The following is a 24394-nucleotide window of genomic DNA, read 5'->3' on the forward strand; positions in this document are numbered from 1 at the left end:
CGCGCGGCCCTCCTCGAAGCGCGGTTGCTGGAGCGGCTGGACTCGGAGTCCTGACTCACAGGCCATCTCCACCTCCCGGGGCCTCAAGCCTCACGGCCAGCGCCAGACGGGGCTCACCGGCAGCTCGCGCGCCAGCACGGCGGCGCCGGGCTTGGAGCCCTCCGACTTGGGCACTCGCCCGTCCGTGTCCCCCAGCACGATGCACACGGGGTACTTCCGCCCATCGGGCAGCACGGCCTGCGTGTAGCGGCCCAGGACAGCCGGGCGCTCCACATCCCCGGCGATGTCATAGATGCCATTCCCCGTCCAGAGGCGTCCGTGGAGCAGCGTCCCCTCGGGCAGGTTGCCGTCTCCCTCCACGAGACGCCCGATGACGGCTCCGTCCTGGTAGACGCCCAGGTCGCCGAAATCGCCGGGCTGGTTGATGTCCACGACGGCCCGAAGAGGGCTGCTCGTCCGAAGCTTCAGCTCCGCCATGGCCTCGGCCGCCTCCTTGGGGCAGTCCTCGGGCTCCGGGGGCCTCATCTGGACGGCAGGGCAGCCGAGGCCGGCGACAGCGCACAGCCAGGCGGCGAGGACGCTCGAGGAGGTGGAGGGGGAAGTGGTGGACACGGGCGGGCTTCCTTTCTCGGCATGGCCAGACCCAGGCGGCAGCGCCTGCGGTGAGGGCACGAGTGTGGAGTGCGCCAGCCACAAGGCAAGGCCGACTACGGTCAGGCCCGCGAACAGCACCCGGGGCCACCTTGCACGCCGGGGACGGCCAGTAGCCGCCTCGGAAGCCGGCGGAGACTCTTCCGGGGCCGCGCGCGCCGTTTCGGGCGGCTGCGCCGCCAGAGCCACCTGCTCCTGGGGTGCTGGCTCCACCGGGCGCGGCTCGGCCTCGAAGAGCGGCACCTTCCAGGCGGGGGACGCCTTCTCCTGCTCTGCTGCCTGCTCCAACGCCCGCAGCAGCGCCCCAGTGCTGGGATAGCGGTCCTCGGGCTTCTTCTCCAGCAGCCGCATGGCGACGTCGCTGAGCGAGCGCGGCGCCAGGGGGTTGAGCAGGTGGGGGGGAGTTGGGGAGACGGTGGCGATGGCGGCCACCAGCTGCTCGTCCGGTAGCTCGGGGCTGAAGGGGTGCAGGTCCGTGAGGGCCTGGAAGAGCAGCACCCCCAGGGCGTACAGGTCCGCGGGTGCGCCCCCGTGAAAGGGTACCCCCTTCTTCCACGCCGCGGAGCGGGTGTAGGCCAGGAGCTCGGGCGGCAACAGGTGCATGACGCCCTCGGGCAAGCCCAGGGTTTTGGTGAGGGCTCCCGGCAGGCGCACCGTGCCGAAGTCGATGAGGAAGGGGCGGCCGTCCTCGCGGCGGATGAGGAGGTTCTCCGCCTTCAAGTCCCGGTGGTACACGCCGCGCTGGTGCAGCACGCCCACGGTGCGTACCACGTCGGAGAAGGTGTCCACGAGCCTGGCGGCATGAGGGGCCGTCCGCCAGCGCCACTGGTGCCAGTTGTCCCCGTCCACGTAGTCGGTGACGAGGAAGGGGTAGCCGTTGCTGGGGTTGGGCCAGCAGTCCACCGCGTACAGGCGCAGCAGGTTGGGGTGAGAGGCGTAGGCGAAGAGGGCCGCCGCCTCGCGCGCCAGCCGCCGGTAGGCGCTCTTCTCCTCCACGTACTCCTCTTCCGAGAGTTCCTCCTGGGCCTCGGAGAGGGGGAGGAGCCCCATCTTCAGGGAGTAGGGTTTGTTGTCGCGCTCCACCATGAAGACGCGGGAGGAGCCGCCCCGGCCCAGCACCTGGACGATGCGCCAGGGTCCCACCATGTGGCCGGGCTGGAGGTGGTCGGGGTGAAGGGCTTCCGCCGTCATGGGCTGGCACTCCTACAGCTTCACTTCGGGGATGGAGAGACGCCGACTGCCACTCTTGTCCTGCAACTCCAGGCGGAGGGCTTCGCTTGCCTTCCAGAAGGGGGCCTCCGTCTCCACCGCTACGAGGCCCTCCTCCCCAGGCGCGAGCTGCGCCTTGCTCATCTCCACGGAGCGCACCTTTACGGGCGTGCCGTCTGGCCGGGCGAGTCGCGCCTCCCCCGGCGCCCAGGGCTTCTGCCCCGGGAGGTTACGCACGCGGACGACGGCGAGCGCCCAGGTGCCGGCGCGGTACGCCTCCCCCTTCACCACCTTCAGTCCCTCCTGTGCTCCTGAGGGAACTTCCATGCGCCGGGCCTGCACGCCTCCGAGGTCGAGCCGCCCGGAGAAGACGAGTCCGGCAGGCCCACTCTCGGCCTGCAATGCGGCGAGTGTCGCCTCCTTCTCCGCCAGCGCTGCCTCCAGCGCCTCCACCGTGCGCGGACGGCGCACCACCTCTACCTCCTTGTCCACCAGCGTGGGGTGGGTGACGAGCACGAGCGTGGCCACCGCGGGGGAGGCGCCGTCCTTGTAGCGCACCCGCACCACCAGCTTCTCCTCGGCGCCCAGATCGACGGAGGGCTCCACGGCGATGAGGCGCTCGCCCACATCCACCCAACGGAAACGCGCCGGCCGGCCCTCTACCTCCACCGAGGCCTTCTCGATGGGGGCGTCGAAGCGCAGGTAGGTGGCGACGTTGGCCGCCACCCGCGCCTCTGGCACCGACTCGTTGGGGTTGCTGGGGAGGAGGACCTGGCGCTCCTGGCGTTCGCGGACGGGGGGCTGGGTCTGCGCTGCCGCCGGCGTCGCCAGGGAGAGGGTGAGGAGGGCCAGGGAGAGAAGGGGCGATGGTAGTGTCAGTGGGGGTGACCTCGCCGGTTCACCCTAGCAGATGCTCCGCACGTGCGCTCACCGTCCCGCGGTGAAGACTGCGCCTGCCCCGGTTTTATGGGAGCCCTCACGTGCAAGCTGGGTTGCTCAACTTCCAGCGCCTGGAAGACGGGGCGGTACGACCCGCTCGAGCAGCTTCCAGGCCTGCTCCCAACCCGGTGCCCTGTTCGCAACCTGTGTATGAAGCCATCGGCTGACGTGCACCGGCGGCGGGGTGTCACTCTGCTCGAGTCCCGCTTCCGCACTGGCCAGCAGGCGCGGGACATAGTGAAGGGGCGCAGCCCAGGCCTGACGCAACACCGTGTCCCACTGCCCCTGACGGAAGAGGAGCTCTATCTCTTCGCAGAGCACCTCGGGCATGCGCTGCCAGAGCAGTTTCCGGGTCGAGTGGTCGTAGCCGTCGGGAAACCCGGCGCGGAGGGCCTTTCGTACATGCTCGGCGGGAATCCGCTGGATGGCGGCCAGCGGAGCTTCGCCCCACCAGGACTCCTTCAGAGAAACCCAGGCCTGAAGGAATGCGTCCCAGTGCTCCTCCTTGAAGAACGAATAGATGGCCTCCCTATTCTTGAGCAACCAGCGCAGTGGCCTGTCAACGAAACGGACAACGGCCTCCGGCGGCAGCGCTTGCCAGAACACTGGCGCATAGGCCTCGTCTGGCATCAAGAATCGAGGAAGCTCCTGTCTCCCCTCATCGAGCCAGAGCCTCCAGACCTTCCGAGCGAGTGGGAGCCACTCCACACCACGCGCCCGCGCATACTCAGGGAGCAAGACAATGGTCCGGTCCCAGGAGATGTCCTCGGCGAGGCTCTGCAAGGTGGTGTCCTCCCGCTGGAGCCTGCGCAGTAACTGCTCGGGTTGGACCAACGCCTCGAACAACATGCCGGGCTGCGTGGGAAAAGGCAGCCTGTCCATCAGGCGTCCTCCGAGAAGGAAGAGTGGCACCCACCACCTCTCCGGAAGATGCTCTCCCTCATCGAGCATGAAGGTCGCCCTCTGCACCACCCACCTCATGGTTTGAGCTGGCATACCCTTGCACCAGGACTCGATCGAGAGATCGCTGCCGACAGGCGATCTCTCGGCCAGGAGCAAGAGGGCAGCGTACCAGATGCCGGTCTCCAGCAAGGGATGCTCATTCCCATACTCATGGGCGTAGTCGATGCGCGGCTGAGGGGCGCCATCGAAGAGCGGCACGTTCAGCGCCCACTGGAACCGGAGGACACCCAGGCGCAACTCCTCGGGAACCTGCACACCTTCCAGCATCGCGACTCCGAGCACGCGGAAGGATCCTTCGAGTGCCGCCACCCAGGCAGGGGAACTCAGCTCAGGCTTCGCCAGGACCTTGTGGATGGGCGTGAAATCGTTGTGTTTGCAGCGCTCGATCAGATTCTCGAGCACGGCTTGCGCGTAGTCCGGCCGCAGCAGGACTCCGCCCCAGACGCTGGGGGCCTGTTCGAGTGTCTCGCGGATGGTCTGCTCCACCAGGACGGACAACACCCAACGAGGCTGGAAGACATACTGTCGTGGCTGGCGCTCGCGAAGCAGGCCCAGTGTTTGTAGGGCTCGCACGGTCCGGAAGGCATCGGGTGGGAGGCGGCCACGCGCCTTGTCCAAGGCAGCACGGTCCACTTTCACCCCATGGGGCTCGAGCTCCTTCAGCCAGTCGAGATCCGCATCATCCGGCCGGTTGCGTACGAGCGCGTGCCATGCATCGAGGGGCCTCGCTTCAAACCAAGATGGAGTGTTCTCTGTCACCAGGTGCCTGCTCATATGGAGCAGCCGCTCCCAGAGAGCCTCTGGCGTGAGTTCGTTGGTCTCGGCCTGTTGGACCCGCATCCGAAGGAAGAGCCGCGCCATGCCGGGCAGTCCCCGGGCCCTCACGAGTGGCCCCGCAGTTCCTCCTTTCTGCGCATAGGTCACGAAGAGACCGATGAGGCCCAGGGCTGTCCCCAGGGTGTCGATCATCGAGAGGATTTCTGGCCTCTCCAGCCAACGCCAGCACGCCTTCGCATCGAAGCCGGACACCTGGACCCGCGTCTCCAACCAACCCACGAGCGCTTGGAGCCAGGAGCCCACTTCCGGGCTCTCCACTTCGGGCCATTCCGGCTGGGTCTGCCGTGCGCTCATCCACCCTCGCGGATCATCCTCCTCGAATGTCCTTCGCGGGCGAGGCGAATAGGCCTCGGTGGCCACGCAGACCTTGCGATGGGGCACCCACTCATCCCAGAGGGGGACTCCCTCGCTGGAGCCGAGCTCGACGAAAGCAGGGCGATCCTCCGGAAGCTGGCTCTCGGCCTCGACCCAGGTCTGGGCCTGGATGAACACCGCCAGTCCGCGAGCCTCGAGCCACTCGCCTACCAGTGTCCGGCCCGCTCCACCCGGCGCATACCACCACATGGGCCAGCTGGCGGGCTCCAGCACTTGCGGCGGCAGCCCCGGGGGGAGCGGCTCGTGCCGCAGGTCGATCGGACGCGTTGGCACGTCCCGCAGCTTGAGACGAAGGGTTCTTGTCTCACTGCGGGAGCGGAGCTGAGCGAGGTGCTCGCCCAGGTCCTCCCGATTCATCTCCAGGACATCCGCGAGCGCCTGAAGGACTCCCGGCCGCTCCTCGAGCCACTCCAGCGCCTCGCCCTCATCGAACTTCCCGAGGTACGTCGCCAGGGAACTCGCCTTGAGCTTCTCGGCCTTGGGCCATGAACTGGCCTTGCGCACCCGCTGCGCCAGCTCGCTGATGCTGTGAACCGGCGGCTCCAGCTCCTCCATGCGCTCGCGGATCCACCCCATGTGACGCACCTCCTGCCCTCAATGTCCTCCAATCCACCCTCAAATTGAAGCCAAATTGAGTCCCGTTGGAAGTTCTCGGCCCGCCTGGGTACTCTTCCTGTGATGAAGACAGGAGGAGCAGGCATGACGACCCCCAACAGTCTCCCCTCTCCGGTTGAGAGCAGCACTCCAGCGTGGCACGCCCAGCTCCCGCCCCCCGTGCGCACGATGTGGGAGGAAGTGTGTAGAGCCCTGGAGTCCCACAGCTTCACGCTGGTGGCCCAAGGCGCGCGCACGCTCATCGAGAGGGTGTCGACGGACCGTACGGGCAGTGCGGACGGCACCTTCGCCGCCAGCCTGAAAGCGCTCGAAAATGAGGGCTACATCGGCCGCCGCCAGAAGCATCAACTCCAACTCGTGGTGGAGGCGGGGAACGCGGCAGCACACCGGAGCTTCGACTTGAATCAGAAGGAAGCCAGGTTGGTGCACCACCTTACGGAGAACCTCCTGCGGAGCGCGTACATGCCGGAAGAGCAGGTGGATGCACTGCGAACGCAGATACCGCCCAGACGTCCAGGCGGCAGACGCTGAGCCGCGCGGACGGCGAGAGCAGAAAGACAGAAGGAAAGAGGGGGACGGGGCACACCATCGTCACGGTGCTGTGCGACTCCGGCGACCGCTACGCGAGCAACCTCTTCAACGCGAAGCCCCGTCGGCAAGCCGAGTAGCATGGACTACTGGAAGGTCCAGGCGCGCTTCGGGCACATGAAGGATTCGGGGCCCTGATGCGCCCGCCGTCTCTCGAATCCGGTCAGTTGGTCCGGCGGACCCACCCGCGTGCATACGCGGCGAACGCGAGGAGCAGCAGCGTGGAGACCCCTCCGGCCGTGCGGACTCCATCCGCTGGCTTTGAGTAGGATCCCGGCCATGTGGACCCTGGTGATGGCCGTGGGGTTGTCGGCGTGCCTCGCATCGTCCGAGGTGGAGCTGGAGGCCCTCCGCGAGCGGCTCGTGAGCACGGTCGAGGCCGGCGACGTGGTGGCGCTGAAGGATCTCCTCGCGCCTCAAGCTCGCTATGTGGAGGCCGTGTCCGCGGGCAGGACCCTGCTTCACCTCGCCGCCGGGCAGGAGAACCCAGAGCTCACACGGCTGCTGCTCCAGCACGGGGCCAACGTCCACGTCTCGGGCCCTTTCGGCGAGCGGCCCCTCCACCTCGCCAGGAATCGTCGGATCGCCGCGCTCCTGCTGGAGGCGGGGGCGGAGCTCGATGCCGTCAGTGGGGATGGTTCGACCCCGCTGGACTCGGCCCTCCAGCGCGGGGACGCGGCGCTCGCGGAGTTCCTCCTGGACAAGGGCGCGAATCCCAAGGCGGGCCGGTTCCGGACTCCCACCCTCGTCTTCGCCATCTGGAGCGCCCCCCAGCTGGCGACCCGCATCATCGAGCTCGGTGTCGACGTCCAGTCCCGCGGCTACGACGGCCAGATTCCGATCCTCCACATCGCCATCCAGGCGATGCACGTCGAGGCGGTCCACGCCATGCTTCGTCGTGGCGCCGGCATCCGCTCCCGGGCGAATGACGGCTCGTCGGTCATGCATCCGCTCGCCCAGGCATGGTCCGAGACCCGGGAGAAGCCCGGGTTCCAGGAGGCTCGCATGCGCATGGCCCGGCTCCTCCTGGAGCAGGGCGCGGACGTCAACGTCCAGGACAAGCAGGGAGCGACCGTGCTCCACCTGCTGGCGGCGGACCCGGACGCGGGCCCGCTCGTGCGGTTCCTCATCCGGAACAAGGCGGACTTCCGCGCGAGGGACCACAAGGGACAGGCCCCGCTCCATCGCGCTGTCACGGCGGGGAACCTTCCCCTCGTCTCGGTGTTGCTCGAGGCGGGCACCCGGGCGGATGCCCTCGATGGGGAGGGGCGCTCCTCCCTGCACCTCGCCATCGAGGCGATGACGGGGTTGCACAACACCGGTCCCCCCGGGATGAACAGCGTGGGCGAGCTCGTCCGGGTGGCGCGGCCCTCTCCCGTGCACGAGAAGATCGCCTCCCTGCTGCTCCGTGCCGGTGCCGACATCCATCGCGGGGACAAGCGCGGACGAACACCGCTCGGAATGGCGCGCGAGCTCGGCCTGCACGGCGTCGTGGAGCTGCTCACCACCAGCCTTCCGGAGCGCCGGCCCTAGTCACGCGCGGGTGAGACCCAGACCGCCGGGGTAGGCTCCGGGGCCCGGTGCATCGGTGAGGGATTGCGCGGTAACCCGAAAGGAATTCCAAGGAGGAAGTCTCCTTCCTGCCTGGCCGGAGGGTGGATGCACTCAGCGCGGCGGTCACCCTCGATGCCGACGTCACCACCCTGGCCTGTCGCTCGGGCGCCATCGCGACCTGCATGCTGTGGGGGTACAAGCCGTGGGACTCGCCTTCCGAGCAGCCGGGGCGCGTACGCGAGGACCTCTTCGCTTCCTGCCTGCACGCCAAGCGCGCCGCGTACTTCGTCGGCCAGGGTGACTTCGCCAGCTACACCCGCAACGGCACGAGGATCCTCGTCCGGGATGCGTATGGAATCCAGGGCAAGGGCGCCCGCCTGGAGCAGCTGGAGGCCGTCTGGGGACCCCAGGGCGCGGTGTGCCTCAATCCGGAGAACCGGCGTCGCCCGGAGGTGGACCTCCCCACCTACCCGGGAGTGAGGCCCTGCACTGCCGCCGGGTTGCGTGAGGGCGTGCTCGCCACCGGGCGCCTCCCGATACACGCGGCCTCTCGCTGAGGGCGGAGCGGGCGGCCCTGCTGGAGGTTGGCCCTCAATGCGTCGGTTGACCGATGGTGCCCGGGTTCGATGGGAGCGAGAGTCAGCGCCGGAAGGGAGGACGTATGACGACTGGCCGCATCAAGGTCCGGGTGGCATCGCCCTGTTCTGAGAGCTGGGAGAAGATGGAGGGCGACGAGAGCCGGCGCTTCTGCGCGCGCTGCCAGCTCAACGTCTACAACCTGTCCACGCTCACCATCGGGGAGTTGGAGGCCCTGGTGCAGCGCACGGAAGGCCGGTTCTGCGGGCGCGTCTACCAGCGCCGGGATGGGACGGCGCTCACGCGGGACTGCCCGGTGGGACTGCGCTGGGCGCGCCTGAAGCTGGCGGCGGGCCTGTCCACCGCCGCGGCGCTCCTGTGCTCGGTCTTCCTCATGGTGCCCCGGAGCTCCTCGGCCCAGCCGGTCAGCTTCGCGAGGAGCATGAGCTACTGGAAGGCCCAGGCGCGCTCCCTTCCCTTCATTGGCAACCTCATCCGGCTCATGGAGCCGGAGCCTGCTCTGGGGGGGCTCGTGGACGTGGAGGTCGCGACCCCCCGTCCCCGGCTCACCGGCAAGCCGATGAAGCACTTCGGGCACATGAAGGACTCGGAGCCCTAGTTGAGGCTCCGCGAAGCCGGTGCCGGATGCTCCGCGAACCAATCCAGCGCGCGATCCCACAGCGGACGCGCATTCCGCCGGAAACAGCCCACGTGCCCGAGAGGACCGAACTCGCATGGATCCAGGTCGAGCCGCTCGACATGGGCGTTCGTGTACGCGTTCGAGATGAACGCATCACGTGAGCGCGGCGGGGCCCATGCGTCGTCAACGCGCGTACTGCGCCCGCAGCTCCGACGCCGTCGGATCGTCGAGGAGATAGTTCGGGTACTGGCACCAATGCTTCCACTGCCGAAACACTCCGAGCGGTAGATCCTCGCCCATGCCGAGCAGACTCCAAGGCAAATACCCTTTCCACCTTACGAGCTGCGGCAACACCACCTGCCAGAGGAGTTGCACACGAATTCGCTCCAGCGGCTTCATCCAGCCGTGCCAGCCGGCCCCCGCGGCAAACACATAGAAGCGAGCCACTCGCTCGGGATTCGGAAGCAGCCCGAACGAGTGACCGCCGAACGAGTGGCCCACCAGGAAGAGCGGTGTGGCGTCATCGCGCATCGCATCGACGGCGACGGCGAGGTCCAGCCGCGCCCAATCCAGGAACGACGCTTCGAAGCCAGCAAGAGACCCATGCCTGGATTGGCCGATGCCGCGATAGTCCGCTGCGACGCGGGTGGCGAGAGCTGTACGGACCTCGAGGGCGCTACCGGAACGCGCTACGTCCTGGCGGAAGCGGACGTCGGCCACCGTGTGCGCCTGCGCGTCCAGGCCTCGAATCCGGCCGGAACTGCGAACGCCGATTCCGTGCCGACGGACGTCGTGGGCCCGGTGCTGGCTCCTACCTCTGTGACCCTGCCCACCGTGGACGGAAGCGCGACCTTGTCGTCGGTCCTCACCGCTCGGCCCGGGACCTGGAACCCCACGCCCAGGTCCTATGCGTACCAGTGGTTTCGCTGTGACGCGTCTGGCTCCGCGTGCGTCCCGCTGGGAATGTTCTGAAGCCTCGGGGCTGATGCCTGGTGCGGACGCTGCGCGGGAACGCGCACGACGCAAACCTGGACTTCGGGTTCACCGGCTCGAATGGCCCGCGTTCCATGCTTCCGTTTCAGGGGGGAGGGAGAACCACGACGATGACACCCGCGACCCGCACCAGCTTGATGGGAGAGCTGCGGCGGCTGGGTTTGAGTGCGGGGAAGGTGTCAAAGGACTCGATCCGACACCTCGTCTCCTACGAATCGTCTGACACCCTTCCTCGCCCTTCCTCGGGAGAGCCACCGGCACCTGCTCACACTGAAGCAACATGCGGCCCGTCTCCCAGGCGTAACCACGGAGTGGTCCTGTTCTGGGAGCAGGGATATCCCTCAGAAGGAGCGCACGCCCAGCTGGCCCGTTTCACCCGGAGCACTTCCATGTCAATCTCCCGCACTGTGAGGCCATGCCCTTGAGTCTTCGACGTCGCCGTCTCGTGGCGCTGGGCCTGCTGAGTGCGGGTGCGCTCGTCACGCTCGGAGCCGTCCTGCTCCCTTACCGTCCCGTTATCGTGAGTGGGGCCCAGCCGCCTCCCGGTCCCTATCCGATGCCCGCGGCGGTGGCCGGTCTTCGGCTCCACGTCTTCAACACGGGAATGAACCGCATGTCGGCGCTCCTGGTCGGTGAGCACCGCCCATGGCGGCCGGCTCCTGCCTTCGTGATCGAACATCCGCGAGAAGGGCTCATTGTGTTCGACTGCGGGCTCTCCACGTCCGTCGCCCGAGAGGGCGAGTCCGCTCTGCCTGTGCCGATGCGCTGGCTCTTCGAGAGCCGCGGACGCGAGGGAAGGACGCTCGACGCACAGATGCGAGAGGCCGGACTGGAGCCAGCCCGCGCCCGATGGGTCATCATCTCGCACCTGCACGACGATCACATTGGCGCCGCCGCGTCCTTCGAGGGCGCGACCTTCATCGGTGGGCTGGGAACGGCCGGCAAGGTGCTGGGCCTGTCGGCGCCTCGTTGGCGCGAAGTGGACTTCCACGACACGCGCGCCCTCCCGCCTTTCGATGCCTCGCTCGACTTGTTCGGAGATGGCAGCGTCGTGCTGCTGCGTGGCGGTGGCCATGCGCGGGAGGACGTCATGGCTCTCCTCGCCCTACCGGGGGGGCCGGTGCTCCTCACCGGCGATGCCGTTGTTCACCGAGAATGGCTGCATTCTGACAACGTGGAGCGTGTCGCGGTGGACTCCCAGCGCGCGGCTGACGTGCGCAATCAAGTTCGTGCACTGCTGGTGGCTCGGCCTGACGTCACCCTGCTCCCTGGGCACGAGCTCCAAGGCGCGCCTGGCTCCCGCGGGGATGTCACCCTTCATCATCCCGAGTGGTTCAAAGCGGAGGCTTGGCCGCTCTCCCGTTGAGGCGAACATGGTCCTCATCCACCTCGACCGAAGGCCTGACTCGCCGCTGGCAGGTATGCCAGGCCACGAGAGGTGTGCTTTCATGGCTCGCTCATCCCCGGCGCGAGGGCCACCCCAGGGCGCATGGTGTTGAGGCTTACGCCGCCACAGCCAGCCAAGAGACCTGATGCCCCTGCCGCGCCCCTCATGGGAAGGCGGCCTGGGCAGGCATGCCCAAGGAGGCTGCGTGGCCTCTCCACCGGCCCGGCTCACAGCTCGGTCGGCACCCGTCAGCGGCCCTCTGCGGCCCCTCTGCACCAGCCCTCCCCCTCCACACGGCCTCTCTCCTGCCTATACGCATACGGATTTGATCCAAATTTGGTCCGACAAGAACCGATTTGGTCCCCCAAGATGCTCCACGCCTCCTCATTAGGAGTGGGTTCGACTCAAGGCGGCGGGCAACCTCTATTGGAAGCGGCGGGAATCGAACCCGCCGCTCCTCCTTGACCGGTTTGATGCTGGGTTACAGCTCTTCCAAGGAGTTCGTTGTTTCTTGTCGGTGATCCGGCTGCCGACTACCATCCCGACAGGAGTCGAGTCTTGGGAGGCGTCATGGGCAGAGATCCTGAGCGGCTGAGCCGCCGACGCGTCATCGCCCTGGGGGGTGGGGCCGCCGTCAGCGCCGTCGCCTGTACGGCGGCCGGCGGTCCGGCCAGCCCCGAGCCGTCCAAACCCGGCCTGCGACCCCGGTTTCCGGTGCGCACCGGCCTGGACCACCTGGTCGAGGGCGGTTTCGAGGCGCTCGCCGGTGAGCGGGTTGGCGTCATCTCCAACCCGACCGGCGTGGACGGCAGGTACAGCCACCTGGTCGACCTGATGCACGCGCACGCCCGGGACACCGGGGGGCTGACCATCGGCGGCGTCTTCGGCCCCGAGCACGGTTTCCGTGGCTCCGCGCAGGCCGGCGGCAGCGAGGGCACCGGGAGCGACGCGCGCACCGGGCTGACCGTCTACGATGCGTACAACGCCAGCCAGGCTACCTGGGAGACCCTCTACGAGCGGGCCAGCGTGCAGACCGTCGTCTTTGACATCCAGGACGTCGGCAGCCGGTTCTACACCTACATCTGGGCGCTCTACGACTCGATGGTCGCCGCCGCCCGGCGTGGGCTGCGCTACGTCGTGCTCGACCGGCCCAACCCGGCGGGCGGCAAGGCGTACGGGCCGATGATGACCACCCGCTTCACCACCGCCGTCGGCAAGAAGGAGATCGTCCAGCAGCACGGGATGACCGTCGGCGAGCTGGCCCGCTTCTACAACGGCGAGTTCCTGCCGGCCGACGCCGGGCGCCAGGTCGAGTTGGAGGTCATCGACTGCAGCGGGTGGGGACCGGACATGATGGGCGGCGACACCGACGTTCCGTGGGTCATGCCGAGCCCCAACATGCCGACCCCGGACACCGCGCTGGTGTACCCCGGTACCGGCATGTTCGAGGGCGTGGCGAGCCTGTCCGAGGGGCGCGGCACCACGCGCCCGTTCGAGCTCATCGGCGGGCCCGAGTTCGACTATCACTGGAGCGACCGGCTCAACGCCGCGAACCTGCCCGGGGTGAGCTTCCGGGAGGCCTACTTCACGCCGACCTTCAACAAGTTCGCCAACACGGTATGCGCCGGCGTCGAGGTGAAGGTGACCGACCCGCAGGCCTTCGACCCGATCCGGACGGCCGTCGCGATGCTGGTGGAGGCGCGCGAGTTCCCCGCCTTCCTCTGGCGGACCGACTCCTGGGACGCCGCGCGACCGTACTGGATCGACAAGCTGAGCGGGTCCGAGCGGCTGCGCACGATGATCGACGCCGGGGCGTCCACGGACGAGATCGTCGGCGCGTGGAGCGGCGAGCTGGCGGAGTTCGACGCCCGGCGCCGCCCGTACCTGCTCTACCGCCGCGGGTGAGTCAGCCGCCGGTGGACGACCTTGCATCGAGCACAACCACGTCACGGCGCTCCAGAAGCTCCAGGAGAAGGTCGCGGTGCACAAAACGGCAAGCACCGTGCCCACGCCGGCCACCGAGGGCGTGGGCGGGCCGGGGCGCTCAGGCCCGCTGGTAGCGCAGGTACACCGTACCGGAACCAAAGCAAGGGCGCTCGCCTCGAGCACCTGGAGGCCGTCTGGGGACCCCAGGGCGCGGTATGCCTCAATCCGGAGAACCGGCGTCGCCCGGAGGTGGACCTCCCCACGCACCCGAGAGTGAAGCCCTGCACTCCCGCTGGGTTGCGTGAGGGCGTGCTCGCCACCGGGCGCCTCCCGATGCACGCGGCCTCCCGCTGAGTGAGCTGGGCAAAGTGGTAGCCTGGGGTACGACGAAGACGTCCGGCTCGTGGTGGGGGGACGGTCCACGGTGTGCTGGTGGGAGCGGCCATTCCCGTTCGTGTGGAGTGCTAGGTTGGTCCCCAGTCGCAGGCTCCCCCTTTTCCGCGAGTGCCCAGCATGAGCATCCACAATATCCCGCCTCGCCCTCCGGGCATGCCCGAGTCCAAGCCGGAGCCGGAGCCCAAGCCCGTGGGCTCGGCCTACCGGCGGCCCGATGGCACGCTGGAACTGCGGATGCACGCCGAGGCTCGGGGCGGGGTAGTGGGCTCGGCGCTGTTCATCCTCAAGCCCGACGATCCCCGCTATGCCTCGGTGCTCGAGCACCTGGGCCATCCCCCGTCAGGGGGTTACGCTCCCGTGAAGCCCTTTCCCTGGGGAATGTTCTGAACTTCCGTTTCAGGAGGGAGGGAGAACCACGACGATGACACCCGCGACCCGCACCAGCTTGATGGGAGATCTGCGGCGGCTGGGTTTGAGGGCTGGCGATCTCGTGATGGTGCATGCCGGCATCCGGAGCCTGGGCCCCGTGCTCGGTGGCGTGAACACCGTGGTTCAGGCGCTGCTCGATGCGGTTGGCGACAGTGGCACCCTCATGGCGTACATGGATTGGGAGATCGGGGCGGAGCCGGAAGACTTCGAGAATGAGAGCCTTCGCGAGGAGATCCCCACGTTCGACAAGCGCATCGCGCGTGCGAGCCGCGACCACGGGATTCTCGCGGAGACGATTCGTACCTGGCCCGGTGCGGTTCGGAGCGATCACCCGGATGCCGGCATGGCCGCGATCGGTGCGCGTGCGGAGTGGATCTGCGCGGACCACCCACTGCAATACGGGTATGGCCCGGGCTCTCCGCTGCACAAGCTGGTGGAGAGTGGCGGCAAGGTGTTGATGCTCGGTGCGCCGCTCGAGAAGATCACGTTGTTGCATCACGTGGAGCACATGGCGAACATCCCCGGCAAGCGAATCACTCGGTACCAGCGGCCCCTCCTGATCGAGGGCGAGCGGCGCTGGGTCACCTTCGAGGAATTCGATACGAGCGAGCCGGTGACTGACGAGTTGCTCGCGTCCGGCGGAGATTACTTCACGGTCATCGCGGAGCACTGTCTCGCGGAGGGCGGCGGCTGCGCGGGAAGGGTCGCGCGAGCTTCGTCCCATCTGTTCGATGCGCGTCGACTGGTGAAGTGCGGCGTGGCCTGGCTGGAGGAGCACCACGGGGCGCGGTAGGCGTTCGCCATCCCGCGCCCCGGCCGACTTCAGTGCAGCGCGCCGTCGATGGCGCGGAGCAGGGACTGATCGCTCGAAGTGCTCACGTCTCCGGCCAGCTCCCAGATCATGATCCCACCGTACTGCTTCGCCAGGGCCGTCTTCGAGCGCAGCGTCGCGAGCCCGTTATACGAATACTGGGCTCCGTCGGCGTTGATCCAATCCGAGTTCCAGGCGTTCGGGTAGCGCGCCAGGATGTCTTTGTAGAGCACGTACGAGCTGCTCTGTCCGTTCCCACAATTGCCCCAGCAATACCCGTAGAAGGGCACCCCGAGCACGATCTTGTTCCGCGGAACGCCCTTGTTCTCGTAGTAGGAAAGCGCGGTCACCGCCTGCGAGTAACTCGAGTGCTCACCGGGGCCCGTCCAGGTGCCCGCGTTGTCGTAGGACATGATGGTGATGAAATCGAATGAACGCAGCGTCGTGTCCGACATGCCATACTGCATCCACTGCGAGACGGCGGCCGTCACGGGAAGACCGCGCGGGCGAGCCTTCGCGATCAGCTTCGCGATGAACGTGTCGTACGCCGCGCCCATGCGATCCGGCGCCTCCACGTCCACGTCGATTCCGTCCATGTTGTTCGAGACCACGAAGTTGATGATCTCATCCACGAAGGCATCGACCTTGTCGGGCTGGTAGAAGGGCGTGATTCGACTGTCTCCTCCGCCACCACAGAGCGAGGGGAACACCTTCACGCCCCGGGCATGCGCGGCGTTCACGAACGTCGCGAGGTCGCTGGCCGGTGCCAGCTGGAGGCGCCCGTTCGCGTCGCCCAGGGCGAACGCGAGGTTCACATGCGTGAGCTTGGCGAAGTCCACCTTGCTGACCCAGCTGGCGTAGGAGCCGTACCAGTTCGGCAGGTAACCCACGACGCGCGTCCCCGAGGGCGGCGGGGGCTGGCTCGAGGGCAGGCCGGAGATCGTCAACTGCTCCCACGGGCCGAGCGCGGCGCCATACGCGAACACCGTGCCGCCGCCGCCGTTCTCCGCGGACACCCAGTGGCCCGTCGTCACCGTCTGCAGGCCGACGATGTCGCCGTTGGCGATCGCGCCGCTCCCGCTCTGCTTGACGATGCGGAACGTCTCCCAGCCGAGCCGATTCGAGCTGGCGGCGTTCAGCGTGGAGCCGCCCCCGTTCGCGGCCTGGAAATACTGGCCGGTGCCCGCGGAGATGAAGATCGTGTCCCCACTCTCGAGGGCCCCGCCGTTGATGTCGTCGACCGAGAACTTCTCCCACGCTTGCGCGGTCGTCGCCGTCGCGATGACAGCGCCGCCCCCGTTGTTTTGAGCGCCCACGTATCGGTTGCCGAGCACCGTCTTGAAGCTCACGCCGGAGGTGACCAACGCACCCGAGGAGGTCTCGGTTGCATCGTCCTGCCCGTCAGGTGAGCTGCTCGCCGGGGTGCACGCGCTCGTGAGGAACAGAACCGAGCACGCGGTGCGAAGGAACATCCTTGAACGTTCGAAGTGGAGCATGACGCCTGCCTTGATCGGGCGGAAGGTTGAAGCTTGCCCTCACGTCATGGAGGGGCTCGTGGCTCGATTCGGGTCATCGGAATCGAGCCACCTGTCGTTGAGATGGATTAGGGCGTTCAGAAGACCTGGACTTCGGCCAGGCTGAGCGGATCGGGTCCAGCGAGCTGGATCTTCACGTGCCGGCCGTAGCGGTTCACCGCCAGGGTCGTCACCGGGCCCGCCGCGCCCGCGTGGTAGTACTCCTGCCAGGTCACTCCATCGCTCGAGACCAGCAGCTTGAAGTTCGACAGCCGCGTCGAGCAGCAATCGGTGCGGTTGTAGAGGACCACGGAGCCGATCCACCGGTCGGCCTGGAGGTCGACCCTCCACCACGGCTGGGGGTCGGTGGGCGCTCCGAGCGTGTGGGTGACCGACAGATTGGGGAAGACTCCGTCGGTATTTCCATCCACCGCCTTCCAGGCCTCCGCGCTGTTGAGCAGCGACGACTGCGAGGCGGGCCTGCCCAGCGCCAGGTTCTCCCGCTGGAAGACCTGGACCTCGGCGAGGCTGAGGATGCCGGTTCCGTTGAGCTGGACCCGCACGTACCTGGCGGAGCGGTTCACCGCGAAGCCCGTCACCCGGCTCGCCTGGCCGGGATGCTGGAACTCCTGCCAGGATACCTTGTCGTTGGACACCATCAGCTTGAAGTTCGACAGCCGCGCCGAGCAGCAATCCGTGCGGTTGTGGAGGAGCACGGTCCCGAGCTGTTGCACGCTCAGCAGGTCCACTTCCCACCACGGCTGAGAGTCCATGGGGGACTCGCGGGTGTGGGTGGTCGAATTCTGGCTGTAATTGCCGCTGAGGCTGCCATCCACTGCCCGGGAGGAGATGCCGTTGTAGTCGGTGGAGGACTGCGTCGTGGGCTTGCCGAGCGCCAGGTTGACCGGGAATTGAACCTGAGCGTACAGACCCGAGGGGTTGCCGTACTGGTTCTTCCGGGTGATGTGCATCTTGTTGGCGTCCATCTGCACGTCCAGGAACGCTCCAGACGTGGCCGCGCCAGACACGAAGGTCGGGATGCTCGGAGGACCGGAGGTCCGGCTCGCGGGCCGGACGAAGGGGAGCTGGAAACCCTGGTCGGCGACCCTGTGATCATGGCCGGAGAAGATCGCGACGACATTGTAGTTCGCGATGACATCCCAGTAGGCGATGCGTTCCGCTTCTGTCCACCACACCTCTTCGGGCTTTTCCACGCCAATGGAGAAGTCATCGAACCCGTAGTGGTGGATGAGCACCACGGGCCGGCCCGAGGTGCCGACGGAGGTGGCGAGATCCAGCAGGAGGAAGGAGAGGCTGCCCTTGGGCGAGTATTTGGAGAATCCGGGAGACGCCTCGTTGCCGGGGAAGAGGTTGAGCTGGACGAAGTGGACGTCGTGCCAGTCCCAGGAGTAGTGGGGGTTGCCCTGGAGCGTCAGGGACGTGGCCCGCTTGCGGTCATGGATGTCTGCCTGGATGGCACCGGGATCGACACAGTGCTGGCCCGCGGGGCCCGCGATGTCGCACGCGGTCTCCTGCGTGGTGTTCGGCGGCTCCATGTCGTGGTTGCCCAGGCCATCGAAGACGAACCGGGAGTAGCCCGATATGGCTTTCTTGTACCAGGAGAACTCATCCCGGGTCCGCGAGTTCTGGGTCAGGTCTCCCGCGACCACCACACCCCGCACCTGCCAGTTGCCGCTGAGGGTGTTGATCATCGACGCCAACGTCTGGTCGGCGCGCGTGTTGTCCCCGCTGTTCTGGTACTGAGGATCACCCGTGATCAGGAACCGGACATCCCGTGTCTGGGCGCCAATGCCGTAGTTCGACTGACTCACGAGCTGATGGTTGTAGTTGTAGGAAACGCAGTAGTAGTTCGGCGGAAGGCCCAGGTGGGAGCGGTCCTCCTGCTGGATGAGCGCATACCCTCCCGCCTGCATCGCGACCACGCAGTTGAAGGAGCCCGCCTCGATCTGCGCGCGAAGCATGGCTTCGCGTGAGCCCGAGGGGTTGCAGGACTTCTCGCCCCAATTGCAGCACCCATTCGTCCCAGGAGAGAGATTGGTGCTGAAATCCCCTTCGGGCACCTTCACGTTGGCGTTGGTGCCGACCTCGTTGTAGACGCAGAACGCCGAGGCGAGCCCTGGCGCGAACAAGCACAGTCCCGCGGCGATGAGGCCCAGGGGTTGCTTCAAGGCAAGGGTCGACCAGCGCGTGTCGGGCATGCGCATCTCCGCTCCTCTCATGAGTGGTGAACGGTGCCCGTCCGTTTCCGGGCCTGGACTTTACGTACAGCAAACTAATTGGTTCTGTCCAGAAATTCCGGATTCCCGGTTTTATGAGGCAGGACAATCCCAGACATCCAGGTGGTGGAGCAGGACTGTCCGCCGGTGCGGTGAATCGGTCCGCCGCGTCCGTGAACCGCCAGTCCCCGCCTCGCGGGCGGGGACCGGGGCCCTCACGGGGGGCGATTGCTCAGGCCCCTTCGAAGTGGACCTTGGCCTTGTTCATCACGTGTTCCACGGCCATCAGGTGCCAGGCCACGTTCTGGAGCTGGCTCGCCGCCTTCGGGTCCACCAGGGCCTCGCGCAGCTGCGCGGACGTCAGGCCAAAGGCAACCGCCGAGTCCTCGAGCACCTCGAAGGCCTTCTCGGGCCTCAGCTCCAGCTTGTCCTTCGCGGCCACGGCCTTCAGCGCCAGGGAGATGCGCAGGCGCCGCTCCACGTCCGCCCGCGTGGCTGGATCCTTCATCCACAGGTCCAGCGCTTCCTGCTTCTCCTCGGGCGAGAACTCCTTCTCCTCCAGCGCCTCTCCCTCGGCCGCCATCCAGCGGCGGCGGATCTCCTCATCGACGAGGGTAGGGGGGATCTCCACCTGGGTGCGGGAGGCCAGCTCGTCCAGCACCATGTTCTGCGCATCCAGCCACAGCACGTCGGCCTGCTCGTCGAGCAGCTCGTTGGCGATGGACTCCATCACCTCCTCGTGCGTGTCCCCGCGGCCCAGCTTGCGCAGGAACTCGTCCGAGTCGGTGTCGGGCATCTTCACTTCACGGGCTCCCACCAGGTCCACCAGGAAGCTCGCCGGCGTTCCGCGCAGCGACTCCACCGGGTAGTTGGCGGGCAGCACCAGATCGATCTTCAGGCTGTCGCCCACGGCCGAGCCCGCGATGGCGTCGGCGAAGCCGGGGAGCATCTCCTGGGGCGCCAGCTCCATCCAATAGTCGATGCGGATGCTGAAGGGGATGAGCTGGCCATTGGCGTAGCCGAGGACGTCGAGCTGCACGTCATCGCCCAGCACCACCTCCTCGCCCTCCTTGCGCTCCCGGACCTCCGCGAGGGCGCGGGCCAGCTCATGGAAGCGGCGGATGAGCGCATCCTCGCCGAGCGGCGGAGGTGCGGGCACCGTGACCTCGATGCCCTCCGTCGAAGGAGCCTTCACCTCGGGCAGCGGCACGGGGCCGCTGCTCACGGAGGAAACGACGGGAACCTGCTCCGCCATCAAGACGACCTTGGCGGGACCCGCGGACTTGCCACTGCTGGGGGGCTTCGAGCCAGCGGCCTTCTCGCCGCCGGCGTTCGTGCTTCCACCCTTCTTGCTCTGTGCCACCGGAAATCCTCCTGGCAGGTAGGCGCCGCGACCGTAGTCCCAGAAAGGATTGAACCGCGAGCGTTTCACTGTCCCTACCAGAAAAAAAGGAGCCCGGTGGCGGCGCGCATGAAGGGGGGATGACTACCCGAAGAGGCCGCCGACGAAGCTGGAGACCGTGGACACGGCGGCGCCCACCTGGCTGACCACCGGGATGTTGGTGGCGGCGGCCACCGAGCCCACCGCGGTGATGACGCTGGTCACCTTCTTGGTGGTGCTGGCGTTGGGGTCGCGCACGGTGGAGTAGGCGCTCGCCACGTCCAGGGCGGCGATGGCGATGTTGGCGCCCGGGGCGAAACGGCCGGCGGCCTTGGCCAGCGGACCCGCGGCGGCCTTGGCACCCGCCCGGATGGCGGCCTTGCCAGCGGCCTCGCTGCCCTCGCGCACCGCGGTGCGGGCGGCGGCGCGGGTGGCGGAGCCGACCGTCTGGGCGATGGAACTGCCCTTCGCGGCGCCCTTCACGGCGGTGCTGACGGCCCGGCGCACGTCGCCCACGCTGGTGGCACCCTCGAAGGCGTGCTTGGCCGCGGTGGTGGCCGCCGCGCGGACGGCCTTGCCCGTCGCGTTGGGGGCCACGGTGCGGAAGGCGTCCGAGGCCGCGCGGTAGGCGCCGCCGAACTTCTGCACGTCGCGGGCGATCTCCAGGCCGCCCTTGACGGTCTGGATGGCCGTCTTGCCGGCCGTGGCCACCGAGCCGATCGCCTTGTCGCGCGCCTGGGCGGAGCCGGAGCGGATGGCGTCACGCACGTCCTTGAACGCGGTGGCGACCTGGCCGGGCAGCTTGACGGCGTTGGTCACCGTGCCGAACGCGCCGCCCACCTTCTTGGCGATGCCGCCCTTGGTGAGCTTGTCCTTGGGATCGGTCGCCTTGGCGACGGCATTCTTCCAGTTGTTCTTCCAGGTCGTCTTGAAGCCGTCCGACTTCACGGAGCGGGCGTTCTCGAAGGCGTCCTTGATGCTCGACTTGGTCTTGGTGACCGTGTCGTACGCCTTCTTCGCCGTCTGACCGGCCTTGACCGGATCCTTCGCCAGCTGCACGACCTTCTTCTTGATTCCGCCGATGAAGCTCATGGAAGAACTCCTGCTCCGAAATTTTTAATTGGGGACCGCAGATACCGGGATTATCGGCCCCGCCCCCCCGAGGTTTCCTGGATCATGCCGATTTTTTCTTTCCTACACGAGCCCACATCCGCGGACAGCCGGGGCGAAGAAACGCGATAGTCCAGGAAACTTCCCGGCGGGTTCCTGGACAACCTCCGGGCTGTCCCTACCCCAGCTCCGGAGAAAGTCTTGTCGTCCAAGCTCTGCGCGTTCGTTCTTCCCCTGCTGATCGCCACCTCGGCCGTGGCGGAGACCCCGGTCATCTCCTTCCCGGTGAGTGGCTCCTATACGGTGACGGGTACCCTGCGTGCCGGTCAGCCGCTCACCATCCACTACGCGCTCGACCGGCTGAAGAAGTGCCGCGCGACGTACAGCGGCATGGACACCTGGCTCATCGCCGTCGAGTACCGCTTCGATTACGGCACCTTCCAGGAGGCCTACGTGACCAACACGAGCGGGTACAGGCGCGAGCCGGTTCCGGCCACGATCACCGCGCCGGCCGGTGCACGCACCCTGGAGCTGCGGTTCAGGAACTGGGACCGTGGGGGCTGCGTCGCCTATGACCCGAGCTCCTGGCCCATCTACACGTTCACGCTCCAGCAGTAACCGAGAGTCGGGACGCGGGCCCCGGGGTGCATCCCCGGGGCCCTGTCTTCTTCTACTGATGCGCCGCCGCCAGGAGCGAGTCCCGCAGTGCATCGGGGACCGGCTCGTAGGAGGCCAGGCGCAGGGTGGCCGTGGCGCGTCCCTGTGTCCGGCCACGCAGGCTCGTCACGTAGCCGAAGAGGTGCGCCATGGGCACCAGCGCGGAGACGCGCCGCACCGTGCCCGTGCCCTCCATCCCTCGCACCCGCCCGCGCCTCGCCGACAGGTCCCCGAGCACCTCGCCCAGGAACTCCTCCGGCGTGGTGACCTCCACGTCCATCACGGGCTCCAGCAACTGCACGCCCGCGCGGCGAGCCGCCTCCTGGAAGGCCAGTGAGCCGGCCATCGTGAACGCCTGGGGCGTGGAGTCACGCACGTGCGTGCTTCCGTCCACCAGGTGCACCTCCACGTCCACCATCGGGTAGCCCGCGAGCACTCCCCGCTGCATGGCGCCGGCCACGCCCTTCTCGATGGCCGGGACGAGCTCCTTGGGGATGACGCCGCCGTGCGTGTCATCCACGAAGACGAGCCCCGAGCCGCGCGGCGCCGGAGCCACCTCCAGCACCACATGGGCGTACTGTCCCGGCCCGCCGGTCTGCCGGACGTGGCGGTACTCCTGGCGCACCTTCTGGAGCAGCGTCTCGCGCCAGGCCACCTTGGGCTGGCCCACGCGCGCCTCCACGCCGTACTCGGTCCTCAGTCGGTCCACGATGATCTCCAGATGCAGCTCTCCCATGCCGGACAGCAACCGCTGTCCGGTCTCCGGGTCCACCTCCACGTGCAGGGACGGATCCTCCGAGGCGAGCCTCGCCAGTCCGTCCTCCATCTTCTGCTGGTCCGCCCGAGAGCGCGCCTCGATGGCGAGCTGGATGACGGGCTCGGGGCAGTGGAGCGACTCCAACACCACGGGAGCCTCCGGCGCGCACAGCGTGTCGCCGGTGCGCACCCCCTTGAGGTTGAGCGCCGCGCAGATGTCGCCGGCATGCACCTCGTCCACCTCCTCGCGCTTGTTGGCATGCATGAACATGAGCCGTCCCACGCGCTCGCGGCGCTGCTGGCGGGTGTTGAGCACGGCCATGCCCGTGCGCAGGGTGCCCGAGTAGACGCGCAGGAACACGATGCTCCCCACGGCCTTGTCGTGCATGAGCTTGAAGACGATCGCGCACAGCGGCTCCTCCGCGTTGGCCGGACGGGTGACGCGCACCCGGGTGTCCGGAGTCTCGCCCTCCACCGCCGGCAGGTCCGACGGAGCGGGCAGGTAGTTGACGATTCCATCCAACAGCATCTGCACACCCTTGTTCTTGAAAGCCGCCCCGCACAGCACAGGCACCAGCCGCCGCTGGAGGGTGCCCATGCGCAGCGCGCGCTCCAGCTCCTCTTCGGTGAGGTCCGCCAGGCGTCCCTCCACGTACTTCCGCATCACCGTGCCATCCACCTCCGCGCAGGCCTCGATGAGGCGCAGGCGCAGGGCCTCCGCCTCCGCGAGCAGCTCCGCGGGTATCTCTCCCTCGGTGGGCACCCCCGTCTCCTCGTCGAAGAAGAGGGCCCGCATGCGCGGCAGGTCCACGAGTCCTCGAAACTCCGGGCCGGCCCCGATGGGCAGCTGCACCGGCACGGGGTTGGCGTCCAGCCGCTGCTGGATGGACCGCACGCACATGGCGAAGTCCGCGCCCACCTTGTCCATCTTGTTGAGGAAGGCGATGCGCGGCACGCCATGCCGGTCGGCCTGGTGCCACACCGTCTCGGACTGGGGCTCCACGCCCTGGCTGGCGTCGAACACCGCCACCGCTCCATCCAGGACGCGCAGGGAGCGCTCCACCTCGATGGTGAAGTCCACGTGTCCCGGCGTGTCCAGGATGTTGATGCGGTGCGCGGTGCCCGCGAAGGGCCCCCGCATCGGCTTCCAGGAGGCGGTGGTGGCCGCCGAGGTGATGGTGATGCCGCGCTGCTTCTCCTGCGGCATCCAGTCCATCTCCGTCGCGCCGTCGTGCACCTCGCCCATGGCGTGGATGCGGCCGGTGAAGAAGAGGATGCGCTCGGTCAGCGTGGTCTTGCCCGCGTCGATGTGGGCCATGATGCCGATGTTGCGGTAGCGCTCGATTCGAGTGGTGCGAGACATAAAGGTTTCCCGTTCCCGCCGGGTGGAGGCACCCGCGGGTCGAAAGACAGACACTGGTTGAGAGGGGAGGGGGGCTCAGGGTCCGCGAGCGCGCACACGCATGCCCGGAAGGGGCCACTCAGGCCCGTTCAGGACGGCGCGAGGACACACGAAGGCCCGGAGACCGAGCGGAGGCGGAACCGAGCCCACACGTCACACGGGAACCAGCCAACCCGCGTACTGGGGACATCGGTCCGCCTGCTCAAATGTCGAGCAGGACCTTGTTTCGGGAGCCGAGACGCACGTCCGCCATCGGCGCGAGCACGCGCACGGACGGCACACCCTGGATGGTGGAGACGGGCCTCATGACGGGAGCATATTTAATTATGGAAACCCGTTTGTCAATCTTGAGCAGGCATTGACGCGAGCCGGAAACGGCTCTCCTTGCCCGGATTTTCGAGCCACGGGTCCAAGTTCGCGTGCTCCCTCCCGCCGCGCTCCTGATCGC

At 67.7% G+C, this 24394-nt stretch carries 18 protein-coding genes; 9 read left to right on the forward strand and 9 right to left on the reverse strand.

All coding sequences use genetic code 11. The features are described from left to right. Nucleotides 1-90 precede the first annotated feature (90 nt). The 3 genes from JRI60_RS10185 to JRI60_RS10195 all read right to left on the reverse strand — a co-directional run bounded on the left by JRI60_RS10185 (nt 91) and on the right by JRI60_RS10195 (nt 5550). Nucleotides 91-1842: a serine/threonine protein kinase gene (locus JRI60_RS10185; RefSeq protein WP_204225648.1), complete on the reverse strand. Its 1752-nt coding sequence runs from the start codon at nt 1840-1842 to the stop codon at nt 91-93. A 12-nt stretch (nt 1843-1854) separates the two neighbouring features. Next, nucleotides 1855-2739, reverse strand: a complete 885-nt coding sequence (locus JRI60_RS10190) for a DUF2381 family protein (RefSeq protein WP_204228873.1) — start codon at nt 2737-2739, stop codon at nt 1855-1857. Between the two features lie 117 nt (nt 2740-2856). Further along, nucleotides 2857-5550: a hypothetical protein gene (locus JRI60_RS10195; RefSeq protein ID WP_204225649.1), complete on the reverse strand. Its 2694-nt coding sequence runs from the start codon at nt 5548-5550 to the stop codon at nt 2857-2859. 123 nt (nt 5551-5673) lie between these two features. Here JRI60_RS10195 and JRI60_RS10200 point away from each other — a divergent pair, with 123 nt between their 5' ends. From JRI60_RS10200 to JRI60_RS10215, 4 genes are all read left to right on the forward strand, one after another. Beyond that, the gene (locus JRI60_RS10200) at nt 5674-6120 is read left to right on the forward strand and encodes a DUF4145 domain-containing protein (RefSeq protein WP_204225650.1); all 447 of its coding nucleotides are present in this window, start codon (nt 5674-5676) and stop codon (nt 6118-6120) included. A gap of 336 nt (nt 6121-6456) precedes the next feature. Further along, entirely contained in the window at nt 6457-7710 is a 1254-nt protein-coding gene (locus JRI60_RS10205) for an ankyrin repeat domain-containing protein (protein WP_204225651.1), read from the forward strand. A 122-nt stretch (nt 7711-7832) separates the two neighbouring features. After that, nucleotides 7833-8288 carry an ADYC domain-containing protein gene (locus tag JRI60_RS10210; RefSeq protein WP_204225652.1) on the forward strand — a complete coding sequence of 152 codons (456 nt, stop codon included), beginning with the start codon at nt 7833-7835 and terminating at the stop codon, nt 8286-8288. Between the two features lie 104 nt (nt 8289-8392). Next, a complete protein-coding gene (locus JRI60_RS10215) occupies nt 8393-8926 on the forward strand; it encodes a hypothetical protein (protein ID WP_204225653.1) in 534 nt (177 codons plus the stop codon). Nucleotides 8927-9130: 204 nt separating this feature from the next. Here JRI60_RS10215 and JRI60_RS10220 read toward each other — a convergent pair whose 3' ends face one another. Next, entirely contained in the window at nt 9131-9667 is a 537-nt protein-coding gene (locus JRI60_RS10220; RefSeq protein ID WP_204225654.1) for an alpha/beta fold hydrolase, read from the reverse strand. A 718-nt stretch (nt 9668-10385) separates the two neighbouring features. Here JRI60_RS10220 and JRI60_RS10225 point away from each other — a divergent pair. The 4 genes from JRI60_RS10225 (at nt 10386) to aac(3) (ending at nt 14871) form a co-directional block, all read left to right on the forward strand. Beyond that, nucleotides 10386-11306 (forward strand): MBL fold metallo-hydrolase, encoded by a 921-nt coding sequence (locus tag JRI60_RS10225; RefSeq protein WP_204225655.1) that lies wholly within the window; start codon nt 10386-10388, stop codon nt 11304-11306. A 591-nt stretch (nt 11307-11897) separates the two neighbouring features. Further along, nucleotides 11898-13232 (forward strand): exo-beta-N-acetylmuramidase NamZ family protein, encoded by a 1335-nt coding sequence (locus JRI60_RS10230; RefSeq protein WP_204225656.1) that lies wholly within the window; start codon nt 11898-11900, stop codon nt 13230-13232. 534 nt (nt 13233-13766) lie between these two features. Then, entirely contained in the window at nt 13767-14036 is a 270-nt protein-coding gene (locus JRI60_RS10235; RefSeq protein ID WP_204225657.1) for a hypothetical protein, read from the forward strand. A gap of 34 nt (nt 14037-14070) precedes the next feature. After that, entirely contained in the window at nt 14071-14871 is an 801-nt protein-coding gene (gene aac(3), locus JRI60_RS10240) for an aminoglycoside 3-N-acetyltransferase (protein WP_204225658.1), read from the forward strand. Nucleotides 14872-14900: 29 nt separating this feature from the next. Here the strand turns inward: aac(3) and JRI60_RS10245 are convergent, their stop codons facing one another. The 4 genes from JRI60_RS10245 to JRI60_RS10260 form a co-directional block, all read right to left on the reverse strand. Further along, on the reverse strand, nt 14901-16238 hold the full coding sequence (locus JRI60_RS10245) for a glycosyl hydrolase family 18 protein (RefSeq protein ID WP_239470442.1): 1338 nt from the start codon (nt 16236-16238) through the stop codon (nt 14901-14903). A gap of 263 nt (nt 16239-16501) precedes the next feature. Beyond that, the gene (locus JRI60_RS10250; RefSeq protein ID WP_204225660.1) at nt 16502-18628 is read right to left on the reverse strand and encodes a discoidin domain-containing protein; all 2127 of its coding nucleotides are present in this window, start codon (nt 18626-18628) and stop codon (nt 16502-16504) included. 244 nt (nt 18629-18872) lie between these two features. Next, on the reverse strand, nt 18873-20003 hold the full coding sequence (locus tag JRI60_RS10255; protein ID WP_239470443.1) for a peptidylprolyl isomerase: 1131 nt from the start codon (nt 20001-20003) through the stop codon (nt 18873-18875). 123 nt (nt 20004-20126) lie between these two features. Beyond that, complete coding sequence (locus JRI60_RS10260; RefSeq protein WP_204225661.1) at nt 20127-21113, reverse strand: hypothetical protein; 987 nt, start codon at nt 21111-21113, stop codon at nt 20127-20129. A 219-nt stretch (nt 21114-21332) separates the two neighbouring features. On the opposite strand from JRI60_RS10260, the gene JRI60_RS10265 reads away from it, so the two are divergent. Further along, entirely contained in the window at nt 21333-21749 is a 417-nt protein-coding gene (locus JRI60_RS10265) for a DUF6209 family protein (RefSeq protein WP_204225662.1), read from the forward strand. A 52-nt stretch (nt 21750-21801) separates the two neighbouring features. Here the strand turns inward: JRI60_RS10265 and fusA are convergent, their stop codons facing one another. Next, nucleotides 21802-23907 (reverse strand): elongation factor G, encoded by a 2106-nt coding sequence (gene fusA, locus JRI60_RS10270; RefSeq protein ID WP_204225663.1) that lies wholly within the window; start codon nt 23905-23907, stop codon nt 21802-21804. Nucleotides 23908-24394: the final 487 nt, after the last annotated feature.

It is taken from the genome of Archangium violaceum, from assembly GCF_016887565.1.
In the GTDB taxonomy this organism is placed as follows: Bacteria; Myxococcota; Myxococcia; order Myxococcales; family Myxococcaceae; genus Archangium; species Archangium violaceum_B.

What these genes read in the sequence shown, in the direction of transcription:
- JRI60_RS10185 (WP_204225648.1), bottom strand. Translation starts at nt 1,842, where the DNA reads ATGACGGCGGAAGCCCTTCACCCCGACCACCTCCAGCCCGGCCACATG.
- JRI60_RS10195 (WP_204225649.1), bottom strand. Translation starts at nt 5,550, where the DNA reads ATGGGGTGGATCCGCGAGCGCATGGAGGAGCTGGAGCCGCCGGTTCAC.
- JRI60_RS10200 (WP_204225650.1), top strand. Translation starts at nt 5,674, where the DNA reads ATGACGACCCCCAACAGTCTCCCCTCTCCGGTTGAGAGCAGCACTCCA.
- JRI60_RS10205 (WP_204225651.1), top strand. Translation starts at nt 6,457, where the DNA reads ATGTGGACCCTGGTGATGGCCGTGGGGTTGTCGGCGTGCCTCGCATCG.
- JRI60_RS10215 (WP_204225653.1), top strand. Translation starts at nt 8,393, where the DNA reads ATGACGACTGGCCGCATCAAGGTCCGGGTGGCATCGCCCTGTTCTGAG.
- JRI60_RS10230 (WP_204225656.1), top strand. Translation starts at nt 11,898, where the DNA reads ATGGGCAGAGATCCTGAGCGGCTGAGCCGCCGACGCGTCATCGCCCTG.
- JRI60_RS10235 (WP_204225657.1), top strand. Translation starts at nt 13,767, where the DNA reads ATGAGCATCCACAATATCCCGCCTCGCCCTCCGGGCATGCCCGAGTCC.
- JRI60_RS10250 (WP_204225660.1), bottom strand. Translation starts at nt 18,628, where the DNA reads ATGCGCATGCCCGACACGCGCTGGTCGACCCTTGCCTTGAAGCAACCC.
- JRI60_RS10260 (WP_204225661.1), bottom strand. Translation starts at nt 21,113, where the DNA reads ATGAGCTTCATCGGCGGAATCAAGAAGAAGGTCGTGCAGCTGGCGAAG.
- fusA (WP_204225663.1), bottom strand. Translation starts at nt 23,907, where the DNA reads ATGTCTCGCACCACTCGAATCGAGCGCTACCGCAACATCGGCATCATG.